Genomic DNA, 19,540 nt, shown 5'->3' on the forward strand with positions numbered 1-19,540 from the left:
CGGTGTTGCCGACAATAATATGGGCTTCCGTATCAGTAAGCATATAGGCAATACGATCGGCAGGATATGCGGTATCAATAGGCACATATGCACCACCCGCTTTCAGAATACCCAGTATTCCAACGATTAATTCCAATGACCGGTCCATGCAAACAGGCACCATTGTTTCCGCTTTTACGCCTTTGCGCCGCAGATAATGCGCCAGCTGATTGGAACGTTCATCCAGCTCCTGGTAAGTTAAACTTTGTGCTGAAAACACAAGGGCCACCGCGGCAGGTGAAAGCATGGCCTGTTCGGAAAACAGCGCTGCAATTGTTTTATCCTGTGGATAAGCACTGGCAGTGGCATTAAATGCCCCCAGTAATTGTACCTGTTCCTCAGGCGTCAACAACTGTAATTCGCTGATCTTTGCAGCAGGAGAATCCACTATCGCCTGAAGCAATTGCTTAAAATGAAGCATCATCCGGTCTATCGTTCCGGCTGTAAATAAGTCGGCACAATACACTACAAATCCATTCAAGCCATTGGGTCCTTCCTGCAGGTACACTGTCAGGTCAAACTTCGCAGCTACTTCTTCCGTGTCCAGCTGAGACAGTTGTAATGCGCCCATTTCCAGTGAAGCTGCTTCCGGTACATTCTGCAATACAAACATTACCTGGAACAAAGGATGCCGGCTCATATCACGCTCCTTCACTACCAGTTCTACAATTTTTTCATAAGGTACCTCCTGGTGCTCATAAGCACTCAGTGTGGTTTGTTTCACCTGCTGCAACAACGATATAAAAGAAGGATCATCATGCAGATCTGTGCGCAACGCTAATGTGTTAATGAAGAAACCTATCAATCCTTCCACTTCCTGTTGTGTTCTGCCTGCTATCGGACTGCCTACACAAATATCTTCCGTACCGCTGTAACGGTTCAGCAATACATTGAATGCTGCCAGCAAAGTCATAAACAAGGTAACACCCTCTTGTTGTGACAGCGCCTGCAAACGGTCTGACAACTCCCTATCCAGCTCAAATTCGCAGGTACTGCCGCGCACACTCTGCACGGCGGCCCGCATATAGTCTGTTGGTAACTGTAGCGTATCTACGCCGGTAAGCTTTTCTTTCCAGTAATCTGTTTTCCGCTGCAGCACTTCTCCACTCAGGTGCTTCCGCTGCCAGATGGCGTAATCTGCATACTGCACGGGTAAGACAGGCAAATGTGCCGTCCTTTCTTCCACAAAAGCAGCATATCCTTCTTCCAACTCACTCACCAGTATACCGGTAGACCAGCCATCAGAAGCAATATGGTGCAGGTTAAGTACCAGTACATGGTCTGTTTCACCAAATACCAGCAAATGCGCGCGCAACATATGATCCTGTTTCAGATCAAAAGGAACATCAATGAGTGATTTTATGTAATCCCTGCATGCTTTTGTTCCAGGGCCAAAGCGCAGGTTCTCCACAATGGTCAGCTTCCAGCGATCTTTATCCAATACCTGCTGCCAGGCCATTCCATCCTGTTGCACGATGACGGTACGTAATATTTCGTGCCGGTTGATAATAAGCTGCAATGCCTGTTCCAGGGCTACTTTGTTGACGCTCCCCTTCAAATGCAGGATATGCGGCGTATGATAATGTATGCTTCCTTCCAGCTGATCTATAAACCACAAACGTTCCTGACTATACGAAAGCGGAATATGTGCAGGCCTTTCCACCGCCACCAGTGGAGGCGTTATATTTTTTTCGCTGCTGCCGGTAATTCTCCCGGATAAGGAAGAAATCGTCGGATAATCAAATACATCTCCTATGCTGATCTCTACTCCCAGTTTTTTCCGGATGGCAGATACCACGCGGATGGCTAACAGCGAGTGACCTCCCAGTGCAAAGAAATCATTGTGTACACCTACCTCCTCCAGCTCCAGTAATGATGACCAGATGGTGGCCAGTACCAGTTCCGTTGGTGTAACCGGAGCTACTGAAGCTGCACCCAGACTGTCTCTGTCAGGATCAGGCAAAGACTTTTTATCTACTTTACCATTGGCCAGTAAAGGAAACTTGTCCAATACCACCAATGCCGAAGGAATCATGTATTCCGGTAAATGTTTTTTCATACCGGTGATGATAGCCGTAGTATCTATCTGACTATCTGCTGTTATCACATAACCGATCAATCGCCTGCTGCCGCTGTCTTCTCCACGCGCTATCACCACGGCCTGATGCACCGCATCCAGCTGCAGTAAAGCCTTTTCTACTTCTCCCAGCTCCACGCGGTAACCACGGATCTTCACCTGGTCATCTACACGGCCGGCAAACAGGATGTTGCCATCCGGCAGGATCTTTACCACGTCGCCGGTACGGTATAATTTTGATGTAGCCGTTCCTGCAAAAGGGTCTGTAACAAAGCGGCTCTCTGTTAAAATGCCATTATTCAAATAACCTGCTGCCACTCCGTCACCACCAATGTATAATTCACCTGGAACACCCACCGGACATAACTTACGGGCTGCATCCAATACGTATACCCTGGTATTGGAAAAAGGTTTACCAATGGGAATGTGGTGACCATACGTTGCAGGATCATTCACTACATGCAGTAATTTTCCTATAGTCGTTTCAGTTGGCCCATAGTGATTCACGATGGTACAGTTGGCGCCATAAGCACGGATGCTTTTTACCACCGTTGTTTCCAATGCTTCTCCTCCGAAAATGAGCAGTTTCTCCGGCAATAGCAATCTGCCGGAAGCAGACAGCGCTTTCCAGTGGGAGGCCACAATTTTGATACAATCTATTGGATGAACAGAAAAATAATTGTTTAACAATTCTCCATCGCTGATCATTTCTTTAGAAAACACATGCAGCGTTCCGCCTGAAATCAGTGGCGTAAACAATACCGTATTCCCCAAATCCGTAGCGATGCTGGAGAGTAATCCGAAAGAACGGCATTCTTCCACCGGCAGCGCAGCTTTCAGCCCATACAGGTAATCCACCAGGTTGCGATGGGTAACGACCACCCCTTTGGGGTTACCGGTACTGCCAGAGGTATAAATCACATACAAGGGCGCCTCCTGCGCAGATGTAGCAGTCAGTGCGGCTATAGGGCAACGGCTGATAGCAGCCTCCTCTCCGTCCAGCGTAACAACGCTGGCAGTCATTCCTGCAGGCAGTTTTGCCTTGCCGGCATTATTGCTCACCACTATTGCCGCACGGGTATCTTCCAGCATAAAAGAGATACGGTCCGCAGGAAAATCAGGATCGATAGGTACATAGGCAGCACCCGCTTTGAGGATACCTAATATTCCCACCATCATCTCTGCTGATCTTTCTACATACAACGGCACCAATGAACCCGCCTTCACACCCTGCTCACGCAGGTAATGGGCCAACTGGTTGGATTTTTCATCCAGCACGCGGTAACTAAGCCTGGTATTATCAAATACCACCGCCAGCGCATTTGGACTGTGTGCTGCCTGCGCAGCAAAAAGGTCTGTAAACGTTTTATCGGTTGGATAGGCTACCCGGTTGGAAGATAATAAGGGTGCATGCTCTGCTGCTGTAAGCAGGTCAATGTCCTGCAACTGCAGCGCTTCTTTATGAATGATCTGTAATAATGCCTGTTTAAAATGACCAGCAATTTTCTCTGCATAAAACGTGTCCAGCAGATCACTGTTGTAACTGAACAACAGGCTTGTTTCTGCACCAATGCCAATGATAATGGTTAAAGGATAATTGGTATGGGGGTGTACTTCCACCTCCGTCACTTTCAGTTGCCAGGCCCGGGAGGCCACCACTTCTCCCACCGGAAAATTCTGGAATGTAATAGAGGTATCGAACAAATCTCCGCCCACAGGAGTCCATTGCAGGATGCTATTCAGCGCAGTATACTGGTACTCCCTGCTTTGCAACTGTGTTGCCTGCAGTTGCCGCAGCCACGCGGCAATTACTTCCGCCCCATCTGCTCTGGCATACAGTGGCAATGTATTGATATATAACCCAACACGTTGTTCCACACCTGCCAGATCTTCCGGCCGCCCGGAAACAGTTACACCAAAAGCCACGTCATTGCGGCCGGTATAAACAGACAACAGGTAACTCCAGATACCCTGCATCAGTGTATTCGGAGTGATATGCGCTTGCTGCGCATAGGCATTTATCTTTTCAGTGAGGGTAGCATCTAACCTGATCTTCTCTTCTTTATAAACACCAACGCCTTTTGTACGTGCAGCAGTAGCGTCTACAAATGGCAACAGGCAACCATCTTCCATTTCCTTCAGATATGCCTGCCAGTAGGAGGCTGCTTCTTCTTTGTCCTGGCGCCCCAGGTAATGGATATAATCTTCATAACGGTCCTCTGTTACTTCCGGTAACACTTTTCCTGCCAGCAACGCTTCATAATTCTCCAGCAATTCCCCAATCAATATCGGCTGAGACCATCCATCCAACAGGATGTGATGCACGGTCCACAATAACCGGTAGCGGTCTTCCGCCAACCGGATTAAACTGATCCGCATCAGCGGCGCTGTTTTAAAATCGAAGCCCTGACGCAGGTCCGCCTGCTCAAATTCACGAAATGCCTGTTCCTGTTCTGCGGGACTCAATCCCCGGTAGTCCAGCTCCAATGCAGGTAATTCCACCTCTTTATAGATACATTGTACCGGTATACTAAATTCATCTACATAAAAAGCACTTCTTAAAATGCTATGGCGAAGCAATAAATTTTGCCAGGCCTGCTTAAAAGCGGCTGGTTGTAAATGCGCCAGTTCACAATTCATTTGTTCTACATAGGTACCTGACTGCTCATTGTATAATCCCAGGAACAACATGCCTTCCTGCAATCCGCTCAACCGGCATAAACCGGCTAACTGGTCACGTCTTGGTGCGCCTTTGTAAGGAGCAGCCAAAAACCTTTCCAGTGCCTCATTAGAAACCTCTGCGCCCAAACCATAATCCGAAGGGGTGTAAACAGGTACCCGCTGCGATATACAATGCGCGATTAATTTTTCGAGATGAGACAAACAGCCGGCTGCCAGTCTTTCTATCGTAGCGGTATCAAAATGCTTACGACTGAAAGTCCAGTTAAACACCAACTCTCCACCTTCCACCATGCTGTTAACGGAAATTTTATCATGTACTGGAAAATCATCCCCCATAGGCAATCCGGGTGATTCAGCAGTACCGGTTAAAACTCCTGCCCGGCTAACGCTGTTATCCAGCTGCCCCAGGTAATTAAACACTACATCCCATGGGTCTTTTTCCTGTAAATAATCTGCCTTGCTGATATATTTCAGCACCCCATATCCTATCCCTTTATCTGTGACCTTACGTAATTGCTCCTTAACAGACCTGATCATTCCTCCTTCCTTTTCATCTACCGGTACTTCCATCAATACCGGGTAAAGATTGGTAAACCAACCTACGGTACGACTGGTATCTATATCTTTCATTAACGCTTCCCGTCCGTGCCCTTCCAGTCCGATCAGCACCTTAGGATGACCATTCCATTCAGACAAAGTAAGTGCGAGTGCTGTCAGCAGCAGATCGTTTATTTCAGTGTGATATGCCTTCGACGCTTCCTGCAGTAAACTTTTCGTTTGTGCGGATTCCAATACAGCGGTATGGTGTCCCATATCCACCATGGTGATCCTCCCGGTATAGTTTTTATCGACCCGGAGCGGCGCATAACCGGTGGCTACCTTTTGCCAGTATCCCCGTTGTTCCGGTAAACTACGGCGCCGGCTATACGCAGTCAGCGCATTATACCACTGACGGTAAGAGCCGCTCTTCGCGCCTAATACTTCTGTTACTTCTTTGTGGGGATCCTCTTTTAACAATAATTGCAGATCCTCCAGCAGGATACGCCAGGATACACCGTCTACCACCAGGTGGTGCACCACCAGTAATAAACGGTTATTAGTTTCAGCAGCGGGTGTTAACATCAATACCGCTTGGATCACGCAGCCTTTACCGATATCCAGACTTCGCTGAAATTCCGTGCCGGCAGCAGTGATCCGGGCAGACAGCTCTTCTGCAGCAGTTTGCTGCAGGTCCACAGTTTCCAGTTCACCACTGGCCGTACCATATTCCTGGGTCCAACAGGAATTGGTGTTACGGAATGTAAAACGTAGTGCGTCATGGTATTGTACCAGCTTTCTGATGGCTATTGCCAACGTATCTGCTGTTACACTTTTATCTATTCCAAGTAATACGCTCTGGTTAAAATGTGCGGATGTATCTCCGTCCACCAGATCAAAATACCATTGTTGTACCGGCAGTAATCCGCTTTCTCCGGACAGTATACCTTGCTCGCCGATGGCAGCATTATCGCTACGTCCCAATAGCAGGGTACCTAGCCGTTCAATGGTTTGATGCACAAACAGGTCCCGGGGTTGCAGCACATATCCTGCGCGTCTTACCCGGCTAACCACCTGTATCGTAATAATAGAATCGCCGCCCAGTTCAAAAAAGTTATCGTATATCCCTACACGTGCTACTCCCAGCAAGTCTTGCCAGATGCCCGCCAAGGTGTGTTCTATCGCATTTCCGGGCGCCACATACAACTGTTGCGTCAACGCGGTGGCATCGGGAGCCGGCAAAGCTTTCTTATCTACTTTCCCATTTACATTCAGCGGCAGTTCTTTCAACTCCATGAGCAAAGAAGGCACCATGTAATCAGGTAGTCTTTCCTTGAGATAAGCAATAATTTTTTCTCTCTCAAATGGTCCTTCGGGAACTATATATCCCACCAGTTTATTATAGTGGCTATTGTCTTCTTTTTTCACCACTACCACTACCTGGCTGACCCACTGGCATTCCTGCAGCACACTCTCTATTTCACCCAGCTCAATACGGTAACCACGTACCTTCACCTGGTCATCGATACGACCTACATACACAATAGTGCCGTCTGCCTGCCAGTTAACCACGTCACCGGTTTTATACCAACGACCCGGGTGGCCTTCCAGCGTAATAAATTTTTCAACGGTAAGGCTTGCGTTATTGATATATCCTATGGCAACACCATCACCGCCTACATACAATTCCCCGTTTACACCCACCGGTACCGGTCTTACGTTATGATCCAATACCAGCAACTGTGTGTTGGCTAATGGCGCACCTATGGGAATCGTACGCTTTCCTGCCGTTTCATTGATCGGGTAAGCCGTAGCATATACGGTTGTTTCAGTGGGGCCATACATATGCACGATCCTGTTGGGTCCCAACGAAGACAACGCACGATCTACGTGTGGTACCGATACCAGTTCACCACCAAACAACAGCTTCCGCAGGGATTGTAATCCACTCAACCTGTTATCGGTAAAATTGTTGAACAACGCAGTAGTCATAAAACAGAAGGAGATCTGTTCCCGTTCCATCATAGCGGCCAGCTCGTACACATCAGATGCTGCGGCATCGGGAATCAGGTACAGGGCGGCACCTTTCAGCAGCGCGCCATAAATATCGTAAGTGGAGCCATCAAAAGCGTAGTTGGACCATTGCAATACTTTATCTTCCGGCACAATAGCAATAGGCCCCGGCTCATATACCAGCTTTACAATATTGCGGTGGTTCACTGCAATGCCTTTGGGTTTACCGGTAGATCCGGAGGTGTACATTACGTATACCACGGCTTCACTACTGATATTTACCGCAAGCGCATCCGACTCATAAGACAACGCCCCGGCTATATGCAGCCCCATGCCCTCCGGTAATTCCAGCGCGGCAAATAACTTAGCGTCTGTATACAGCAAATGATTCACACCGGCATCCTCCAATATGGCTTTTACCCGCTCTGAAGGGTAATCAATATGAATAGGCACGTACGCATTCCCGCTTTTCAGAATTCCCCATATTGCCACGATCATTTCCAGACCGCGGTAAGATAGCAGGCCAATATAGTTCCCCTGCCTCATACTCCGATCTCTCAAATAATGGGCTACCTGGTTGGACCGGTCATCCAGTTCCTGGTAGCTAAGCTGTTCGCCGGCATAGCTCACAGCGATGGCAGCAGGCGTACTTTTCACCTGCGCTTCGAATAATTCCAGCACCGTTTTTTCCGCAGGATAAGGAGTCGCAGTAGCATTGAAAACGTCCAGCAGCAACCGTTCTTCTGCCCGACTAATCACAGGCAGGCTATTAATGGATGTGGAGGGCGCCTTTACAATCGCCTGTAACAACTGTTCGTAGTTGGCAATCATCCGCTCAATGGTGGCGGCACTGAATACATCCACGCAATATTCTATGATACCGGTTAACCCCTCCGGTCCTTCCCGGAGATTTAACGTGAGGTCCAGTTTAGCCGTATCGTGTTTTATTTCTTCCGTAAAAAGCTGCACCTCTCCCAATGCAAGGTCGGTGGCATCGGGGATATTCTGCAAGGCAAACATCACCTGGAATACCGGTGTGCTGCTCATGTCCCGGTTTTTCACCACGGCCTCCACTACTTTTTCGAAAGGTACATCCTGATGCTCGTATGCTGCTAACGTTGTTTCCTTTACCTGTTGCAGGAAATCTGTAAAGGGAATGTCATCCGACAGCTGGCTGCGTAAAGCCAGCGTATTAATAAAAAAGCCTGCGAGGTCCTTTATTTCGCGTTCCGTTCTGCCAGCGATGGGACTACCCACACAGATGTCGTTTTGACCGCTATAACGGTATAACAGCACTTTAAACGCAGCCAACAGCGTCATGAACATTGTCGTATCCTGTTGCCGCGACAACTTTTTGATGGCAACAGCGAGTTGCGGATCCAGTTTAAACTCCCGTCCCGCGCCACGGATACTCTGTACAGGTGGCCGTTTATAATCGGTTGGCAACTGCAGCATAGCCACTCCTTCCAACTGTTTTTTCCAGTACCCCATTTTTTTATCCAGCACTTCTCCGGAGAGATAGTCACGCTGCCAGATAGCGTAATCCGCGTACTGTACCGGCAATGGCTCCAGATCCGCAGCGCGGCGTTCTGTAAAAGAAAGATAGCCGGCTACCAGTTCGTGTACAATAATGCCTAAAGACCAGCCATCAGCGGCGATATGATGCAGGGTCACCACCAGCACAAATTCCTCTTCTGCCAGTGTTACCAGGTGTGCCCGCAGCAGGTGATCCGCCGACAAATCAAATGGGGTATCTACCAGCGATTTTATATATGCCTGTAGTGCCGTTTCTTTTCCGTGGTAACTTTGGCCCTCTTTCAACATCAGTTCCCATTTGTCTTTTTCCTGCACCTGCTGAAAAGCAACGCCATCTGTTTGCCGGATGRCCGTACGCAACACTTCATGACGGTTAACAATCAACTGCAATGCAGCGGCCAGCGCCTCCCGGTTCAGTTTCCCCTTCAACCGCAATACCGCCGGAATGTGATATTGCACACTTCCTTCCAGCTGATCAATAAACCATAACCGTTCCTGGTTAAAGGATAATGGAATATGGGTGGATCCGTTTCTATGGGCAGGGACTATTTTTTTACGCTGGGATATCGTCTCTTTACCTTGCTGGTGTTCTTGAAAATATGCCAACAGATGTTCTTTATTTTCTTTCAGCTCACTCAGTAATGAGCTGTCAACCGTTTTCTTTTTATCGGTCTTTACAATCAGTTTATCGTTGTCGAAGGATACATTAACGCCGTTATCTTTTGCTTTTTCCAACAGGTCAATAATATCCACCAGGTTAAATCCAGGCATTTTTTAATAATTTAGGTATGAAAAAAGGCATCTACTCCTATCGCACGATTCCTCCATTACAGCTCTATAATATCTACATCTTCATCCGCCAGTGGTTCTTCCTGCTGTTGTACTTTCAGGTATTTCACCAGTGCTTCTATGGTAGGCAACTGGAAGATGGTTCTAACGGATAGTTCCACTTCGAATACGGCATTCATGTCAGCAATCAGGCGCATGGCCAGCAGGGAATGGCCGCCCAATGCGAAGAAATTATCGTGTATGCCTACCCGTTCTACGCCGAGCAATACCTGCCATATATTGGCCAGCTGCTGTTCCCGTTCATCACGGGGAGCAACATATTCGTGCGATGTCAGGGCCATTGCATCCGGTGCCGGTAAAGCCTGTTTGTCCACTTTCCCGTTTGTAGTCAGCGGTAAAACGTCCAGCGCTATGAGCCATGCAGGCACCATGTATTCCGGTAATTTTCCGGCGAGGTATTCCAATATGCCGGGTCTGTCAAATTCTCCACGCGGCACTACATAACCAACGAGGCGATACTGACCGGTATCCGCGCTTTGCTGCGCCACTACTACCGCCTGGCTCACTCCTTCAAAGGCCTGTAATACATTTTCTATTTCTCCCAGCTCTATACGATAGCCACGGATCTTTACCTGGTCATCTATACGACCCAGGTATTCCAGGTTACCATCCGGCAACCATCTTACCAGGTCGCCTGTTTTATACAGCCTGCCGTCTGCCTCCGGATGGAAAGTATCGGCTACAAATTTCTCCCCGGTTAATTCAGGGCGGTTCAGATAACCACGGGCTACCTGTACACCGCCAATATGTAATTCGCCTGCACCACCCAGCGGTACCAGGTTACCTGTTTTGTCTAACACATAGAGTTGTGTATTCGCCACTGGTTTTCCAATCGGAACTATCTTTATATCATCGTTATTACGGGCGGCATGCCAGTAGGTAACATCTATCGCTGCTTCTGTAGGGCCGTATAAATTATATAATTCTACCCCGGCTAATTTTTCCCTGAAAGCGAGTACCTGCTGCGGCCTCAATGCTTCCCCACTGCAAATGACGGTATGCAATTCAGCGCATTCCCCCGCCGTCACATTTTCCAGGAATACATCCAGCATGGAAGGCACAAAATGCAGGGTGGTAATGCCCTGCTGCGCGATGACGTTTTTCAGATACGCCACTTCTTTTTGTCCGCCGGGTGAGGCCAGTACCAGCTTCGCTCCCACCAGCGATGGCCACAATAATTCCCATACCGATACATCAAAACAGAAAGTGGTTTTCTGTAACACTACTTCATGGCTATCCAGTGCAAAATATTCCTGTGCCCATAACAGCCTGTTGACTACTCCACGATGTTCATTCATAACTCCTTTGGGGGTACCTGTAGATCCGGAGGTATAAATCACATACGCCAGCTGTTGTGGTTGCACCACCGTTTTAACGGGAGATATCGGTTCTTTGGCAATATCCACCCACTGTGTATCGAGAGATATGATGTTTTTATTGGCAGCTATACCCGCCAACACCTGAATATGCGTGGCGGTGGTAAGCAATAAGTCTGCGTTTACATCAGACAACATAAACCGGATTCTGTCTGCAGGATATTCCGGGTCTATTGGCACGTAAGCGGCGCCGGCTTTCAGGATCCCCCATATACCTACAAGCATTTCAAAAGATCGCTCCAGGCAAACAGGTACCAATGTTTCCGCCCCTACCCCTTTACCAATCAGGTAATGTGCCAGCTGGTTGGAACGGTCATCGAGCTCACGATAGGTTAACTGCTGATTTTCAAACACCAGGGCAACTGCTTCTGGTGTACGTTCCACCTGTACAGCAAAAAGGTCGATGAGGGTTTTATCTTTCGGATATGCCCTGTGGGTATCATTAAATGCGGTCAGCAATTGCTGTGTTTCTGCCGGTGCGAGTATAGATAATTCACTGATGGTAGTTGCCGGTGTGGCGACTATTGATTCCAGCAGCTGCTCAAAATGCTGCATCATCCGGTCTATGGTCCCAGCATCGAACAGATCGGCACAATAAACGATTTCACCACTCAGGCCCTCTGCATCTTCCTGTATGGAAACAGACAAGTCCAGTTGCGCAGTGGAATGATCTACAGCTTCTTCTGAAAGCTGCGCTTCACCTAAACGAAGCGCCGGTGAACCGGGTAAGTTCTGCATCACAAACATCACCTGAAAAAGTGGTGTCCGGCTCAGGTCACGCACTTTCATCACCTTTTCCACTATTTTCTCAAAGGGCACTTCCTGGTGCTCATAAGCGGCCAGCGTGGTTTCCTTTACCTGTTGTAACAAAGTAATAAAAGATGGGCTACCATGCAGATCACTGCGCAATGCCAGTGTATTGATAAAAAAGCCTGCCAGTCCTTCCAGTTCCTGTTGCGTTCTGCCCGCCACCGGGCTACCGATGCAGATATCTTCCTGCCCGCTGTAACGGTACAATAATACCTTGAAAGCTGCCAGCAAAGTCATAAACAAGGTAGTGCCCTGTTGTTGCGACAATGCCTTCAGCTGGTCGGATAATTTTTTAGAGAAGGTAAACTCGCGGCTGTCACCACGTACCGGCTGTATGGCAGGACGCTTATAATCTGTGGGAAGCTGTAGTGGCACAACACCCGCCAGCTTGTTTTCCCAGTAAACCAATTGGCTGGCCAATGTTTCACCAGATAAATACCTGCGTTGCCAGATAGCGTAATCCGCATACTGGATCTGCAATGGCGGCAATTGAGCGGAAGTTCCCGCTATATATGCGTTGTACAACGCGATCAGTTCCTGTACAATAATACCGGTAGACCAGCCATCCGATGCAATGTGATGCAGGGTAAACTGTAATATGTATTCTTCTTTGTCCAGCACCAGCAAATGTGCTCTCAGCATATGTGCTACTGATAAGTCGAACGGTATCCGGAACAAAGAGGAGATTAAAGATTGCTGTGCGCGGGCGTCTTTTTTATAGGGGCCTACCTGCCTCACATCCAGCTGCCAGCCGTTTTCCGGCAGTATCAATTGATAAGGCTGCCCTTTCTCTTCTCTGATCACTGTTCTCAGCACTTCATGCCGGTTAATGATCGTTTGCAACGCATATTCCAGTGCAGCGATATCCAACACACCCTTTAGTCGTAACACGGCAGGTATATGATAGGCCAGCGTGCCTTCCAGGCGGTCCAGAAACCACAAACGTTCCTGGCTATACGAAAGCGGGATATGCGTGGGCCTTTCCGCTGCTACTACTGCAGGGAGCCGCGAACCTTTATCCTGTTGGTAAAGGTAAGCCGTTTGCGCTGCTACCGTAGGATACAGGAACAAAGACCTGATAGATAATTCCGCATTTAACCGGTTTCGTAAAATGGATATTAAGCGGGTGGCTAATAACGAATGTCCACCCAGCTCAAAGAAATTATCGTGTATGCCTACCCGTTCTACCCCAAGCAATTCCTTCCAGATGGTGGCCAGCTGTTGTTCTGCCTCATTCCGGGGTGCCACATACTCATTGGCGAGCAATGCGGCAGCATCCGGATCCGGCAATGCTTTCTTATCTACTTTACCATTAATGGTCAATGGTAAATGATCCAGTTCTACCAGTAATGATGGCACCATATATTCCGGCAAACGCTCTTTCAGATAGCCGAGTATGGCTGCTTTGTCAAACATAGTATGTGGTACCACATATCCTACCAAACGGCTATTGCCGCTATGGTCCGGCCGGTTTAACACGACTGCTTTACTCACGGTATCTGATTGTTGTAATACACTTTCAACTTCTCCTAATTCAATACGATAACCACGGATTTTTACCTGGTCATCTATACGGCCCAGGTATTCAATGGTGCCATCCGGCAGCCACCGGCCCAGGTCTCCGGCGCGATATAGTCTGCCACCAGGAATAAAAGGATCCGGAATGAATTTTTCCGCAGATAATGCAGCACGGTTCAGATATCCTCTGGCTACGCCCATACCGCCTATATACAATTCACCGGCTACGCCTACCGGCGCGAGCGACTGATATTTATTCAGAATGTAAGCATACAGTGTAGGTATCGGCTTACCGATCACACTCGCACTGCTTTCCAGGTGGGCATCTGTTAACTCCTGGTAAGTTACATGTACGGTGGTTTCCGTGATGCCGTACATATTGATCAAACGGCAATCGGGATATGCCTGTCTCCATGCCTTTATCCTGGCAGGATTCAATGCTTCTCCCCCAAAAATTACATACCGGATAGCCGCAGTATTTTCGGGTGCGGTCAGAAAATCCTGCAGCACATAAAAGGAAGAAGGTGTTTGATTGAGAATGGTTACGCCTTCCCGGATTAATAGTTCCCCAAACAAGGCCGTATCTTTGGTAACCAGTTTAGGCACTACTACGAGGCGGCCACCGAAAAACAATGCACCATACATCTCCCAGACAGAGAAATCAAAAGAGAAGGAATGGAACATTGCCCATACATCCTTTTCATTGAAATCAAACAGCGGGTGGGCGGTTCTAAATAATCTCACTACGTTGACATGCGCTATCAATACCCCTTTAGGCTTACCGGTAGATCCGGAAGTATAAATCACATAAGCCAGTTGAGAAGGTGTGATAACACTATCAATGGCCACAGCAGATTCCTTGCTGATATTTTCCCATTCTTTGTCTACCGCTACTACCTTCAGAGAAGGAGAAGCCTGATGACATATTTCAATACATGCGCTGCTGCTAACAATGATCGCTGCGCTGGTATCGTCAAGTATGTAACGGATCCGTTCTTCCGGATAGGTGGGATCTACAGGTACATACACACCGCCGGCTTTTAATATACCGAGTATGCCAATGATCATTTCCAGGCTCTTATCTATACAAACCGGTACCAGCATTTCTGTGGTCACCCCAAGATGACGTAGATAGCGGCCCAGCTGTGTGGAACGATCATTCAGTTCCCGGTAGGTTAAAGACAAGTCTTCATACACTACTGCTATCGCCTCCGGCGTACGGGATACCTGCTCTGTAAACAGGTCAACGATCGTTTTATCCTTCGGATAATCCGTATCATCCGTATTTAATAATTGGTTTAATTCCGGTAGAGAGAAAATTTCATTTCTATTTACCGGTACCTCGTAACGTTCAAGATAGCCGTCGAGTACTGCATCAAAATAACCCTGCAGCGCTGCAAGCGAATCACCGGACCTGAATTTCCGTTTCAGGGAATTGTTCACCACCAGCTGATTGCCAGTGATGCTGAGATTGCAGGTGAGGTAAGTATTTACCACGCCATAGCTCAACACATTATTCAATTCACTTTGTGTTTCCTCTGCCAGTCCCTGTTCCATATTTTTATAGACATGGAAGTTGGTGAAGTTGAACAGTACATCGAAGAAAGGATTTCCTTCGGAGAAATGCTCACCGGTAATTTTTATAATCTCTGGAAGACTCACCCGGTCTCTCTGCTTCATTTCTATCAGCTTACTTTCTATTTGCCCGAAGTATGTTTTCCAGGTAAAAGCAGCTTTGTCCTGTTTGAAGCGGAAAGGCACTGAATTAAGGAAGCAGCCAATCACCTTGTCACCATCCTCTTTCACCGGTCTGCTGTTCGCTACCAGGCCCACGGTCACTTCGTCTTCATGGGTGAGCATATTAAGCGCAAATACCATTGCACCGAACAATAAACCCTTCAGTGAAATGCCATCTTCTTTGGTACGTTGCTGGAGTAAGTCCAGGTAAGCCGGTTCGTAAGTAGTCACCAGCCGTTTATCTTCCGCTTCATGCGTGAAGATGTTCAGTCGTTTATATTCGTCCAGGTCGTTTTTCCAGAATTCCCTGTTGGCTACGTTTCTCTTTTCCACAATATGTGACAGCACATAATCTCTGTAAGTACATTTCAGCGGCCGCAATGGAGGTACGTCTGCTCCTGCTTTCAGCTGGAGATACAGGTTATTAAGTTCGGTGTTAAAGGAGGCGTCACTCCAGCCATCTATGATCGCATGATGGCACTGGAATAAAAATGCTGAATTATTTTGCAGATTAAACACCGTCGCACGCCATGTAGGCGCCTTATCCATTTGCAGGGGACGCTTACGTTCGTCTTTCAGGTAGTTGTCGATCTGTATTTTTGCTTCGTTATCTGTTAGCTGGCCATAGTCGAGATATTGTACGGTAACAGGTATTTCCTTATATACAATCTGTAATCCTTCTGTATGGGAATGCAGGTCGAATGTAGTTCTCAGGATGGCATGTTTCTGCGCCATCATAGACAACGCTTTTTCCAGTACCACCGGATCTAAGCCTTTTGCGAGCAGATGTCCCATCTGATCGTGATAAATACCCAGTTCCGGGTTTACCAATGAAGCATACACCATACCGCTCTGTATATCACTCATCGGGTAGATATCTTCTATCAATGCGGCGTCTGCACGTGTTTTCAGTACTTCATTTTTCAGCGCCGTTATTTCGGCTTCTACGTCCGCGTACTCATCATTTGTGGTGGATGTCAGATCTTCCGGCTGGTCTACCATTCGTGCAATCTGCTCTACTGTTGGCGTACCATATACTTCAAACAGTTTAATATCCTGTTCAAAAGCATCGCGCAGGCGTGTTACCAGCGTGATCACCAGGATAGAGTCACCGCCCAGTTTAAAGAAATCATCGTATACTCCCACACCAGTCACTTCCAGTACCTCCTCAAATATTTCCGCTACTTTTCGTTCTGCAGAAGTACGCGGCGCCAGATGGGTGCCATTCTGCAAGCCGATCACATCCGGGTCGGGCAAGGCTTTACGGTCTACTTTACCACCGGGAGTGAGGGGCATACTTTGTAATTCCACGATCAAAGCGGGCAGCATATAATCCGGCAGCAGTTTTTTGCCATAAGCCAATATGCCTTCAGGATTAAATTCGCCCTGCGCCACCACATAAGCCACCAGTCGTTTAGTACTGTCCTCCCCTTTTGCCAGCACCGCTATCTGATTTACCAGGTCAGATTGCTGCAGGATATTTTCTATTTCTCCCAATTCAATACGGAAGCCCCTGATCTTTACCTGGTCATCAACTCTTCCCAGGTATTCAATATTACCATCCGGGAGCCATTTTGCGAGGTCACCCGTTTTATACATACTGGCACCCAGGTTTTTATTGAAAGGGTTGTTGACAAATTTTGCGGCCGTTAACTCAGGGCGTTTTAAATAACCACGGGTAAGGCCTGCGCCGCCGATATACAGTTCACCGGTCACCCCGATAGGAACAGGGTTGCCATGACCATCAAGCAGATATACCTGTACGTTCGCCAGCGGACGGCCTATTGGCAGCGCTTCTGCATAACCGGCGCTATCTTTTGTATAATGATAGGCGATCGCTGAAATGGTGGTCTCCGTAGGTCCGTAGATGTTATAAAAATCTACCAGCCCCGTCCACTTTTCTGCAAATATTTTTCGGCAAAGCTCTCCTCCTGAAACGATCCTTTTAAGACCACCATACCTGCCTGGTTTGAGGTTTACCAGGAAACTGGGTGTAGCCTCTATGTGGGTGATCTGTTGATCGGTCAGCAACTGTTCAAACAATACGGTATCTAATTGTACGGCTATATCTACCAATACCAATGCCACCCCATTCAGCAAAGCAAAAAATATCTGCTCTACAGACGCATCAAAAATATAATTAGACAACAGCAGTACGCGTTCTTCTTTAGTGATGTTATATACTTTGCTCTGGCAGTGGATCAGGTTGATGAGCGACTGTTGTGTGGCCAGCACGCCTTTCGGGTAGCCGGTTGACCCGGAAGTATAAATCACATACGCCAGCTGTGTAGCGCTCATATCTGTTACCAGGGCCGTTTTGGGATACCCCCCTATGATATCATCATTATCCAGTGTTACGATGCTGATCGCATGGGTGATGCTTCTAAGTTTCGCAATGATATTTTCATTGGTAAGAATAATGTTGGCGCCGGTATCTGCCAGCATATAATTGATCCTGTCCAATGGATATTCGGGATCAATGGGAACATAAGCGCCGCCGGCCTTCAGGATACCCAATATACTAACGATCATTTCCAGGGAACGGTCTATACATACCGGCACCAGTGTTTCTGCCCTTACGCCTTTACCATGCAGGTAATGCGCCAGTTGATTGGATCTTTCATCCAGCTCCCGATAGGTCATGGAAGTAGGACCATACACTACCGCTGTCGCATCCGGGATATCGGCAGCATGTGTGGCGAAAATCCCGGCAATTGTTGCAGTGGCGGGATAGTCCGTTGCGGTATCATTGAACGTGTGTAGCAATTGTTGCTCTTCCGCTTCGCTTAACAGGAGCAGGGAACCAATCCTCGTGGAAGGTGCAGTGGCAATAGAACGAAGTAGCTGTTCAAAATGTCCCATCATACGATCGATGGTTGATTTTGTGAACAGGTCAATACAATATTCCACGCTGATGGATAATCCATCAGCCCCCTCTTCCGTAGTAACCGTCATATCATAACGGGCCATATCCTGCGCTGTTTGTACAGAAGAAAATTGTACGTCGCCCAGCCGCAAATCCGGTATTTCCGGCATGTTCTGTAATACGAATGCTACCTGGAACAATGGCGGTCTGCTCTGATCCCTGTTTTCAATGACGGCATCCACAATTTTCTCAAAGGGTACATCCTGGTGGTCATAAGCGCTGAGTGTAGTTTGCTTTACCTGTTGCAATAAAGCGGTGAAAGCAGGATTATTGCTCAGGTCATCACGCAGTACGAGTGTATTTACAAAGAAGCCGATCAGCCCTTCAATTTCTTTACGTGTTCTGCCGGCAATCGGGCTACCTACACAAATATCCTCCTGGCCACTGTAGCGGTACAGTAATACTTTAAAAGCTGCCAGCAGCGTCATAAACAAGGTAGTGCCGTGCTGCCGCGATAAGGTGCGAAGCTGTTGTAATAAAGCATGATCCAGTTGATAGCTGGTGGCGGCACCTCTGGCACTTTGTATGGGCGGACGCGGAAAATCAAGTGGCAACTGTAATGCGGCTACACCGCTGAGCTTTTGTTTCCAGTAGCCCAACTGTTCTTCCAACACGGCACCCGAAAGATGCTCCTGCTGCCAGATGGCGAAATCTGCATACTGCAGCTCCAGGGTGGCCAGCTGTGGGGCACGGTTTTCGACATGTGCCCGATACAGTTCCCGCAGTTCTTCCACAATGATGCCGGCCGACCAGCCATCGGAAGCGATGTGATGCAGGGTGACTTCCAGTATATGTTCTTCTGTCCCCAGGATAATCAAATGCGCACGCAGCATATGATCCGCTGCCAGATCAAACGGGGTATCAATCAGCAATTTTATATAATCCCTTAAGGCTGTTTCATCGGAGATGTATCCCGGTTCATCAATGATGTGCAGTTGCCATAAGTCCGGTTCCAGAATATGCTGATAGGCTACGCCGGCGCGTTGCCTGATCACAGTGCGCAATACCTCATGACGGTTCACAATGGTACGCAGGGCATGTTGCAGGGCATCACGGTCCAGCTTTCCTTTCAGACGCAATACGGTAGGTATATGATACGGCACGCTCCCTTCCAGCTGGTCAATAAACCACAAACGTTCCTGGCTAAACGAAAGCGGGATACTTGACAATACTTTCCTTCGGTCCGGGTCTATCCTGCTGCCGGCCGTATTGTCTGCCGCCCCCTGCCTGGAAGATTTCAGGTAGGCGATTAAATGTGTTTTATGATTTCTCAGTTCATCCAAAAACAATCCGTCAATTTCACGTTCTTTTTCTACCTGCACAATCAGCTCGTTCTCCTCCACAGATATTTTAATTCCACCCTCGTTGGCGCGTTCCAGCAACGCTATTACGTTAATTAGAGTATGATCAGACATGTTTCATGATTTTATTGTGATAATG

The 19,540-nt window shown here is 47.9% G+C and carries 2 protein-coding genes; both read right to left on the bottom strand.

The genetic code is table 11. The annotated features are described in order from the left end of the window. Positions 1–9,655: amino acid adenylation domain-containing protein (locus tag AC1DP6_RS32150; RefSeq protein WP_477058527.1), on the bottom strand; the 9,655-nt coding region annotated here is incomplete at its 3' end. Positions 9,656–9,711: 56 nt separating this feature from the next. Continuing rightward, a complete protein-coding gene (locus AC1DP6_RS32155) occupies positions 9,712–19,515 on the bottom strand; it encodes a non-ribosomal peptide synthetase (RefSeq protein WP_477058528.1) in 9,804 nt (3,267 codons plus the stop codon). Positions 19,516–19,540: the final 25 nt, after the last annotated feature.

It is taken from the genome of Chitinophaga sp. 01L420 (assembly GCF_056399985.1).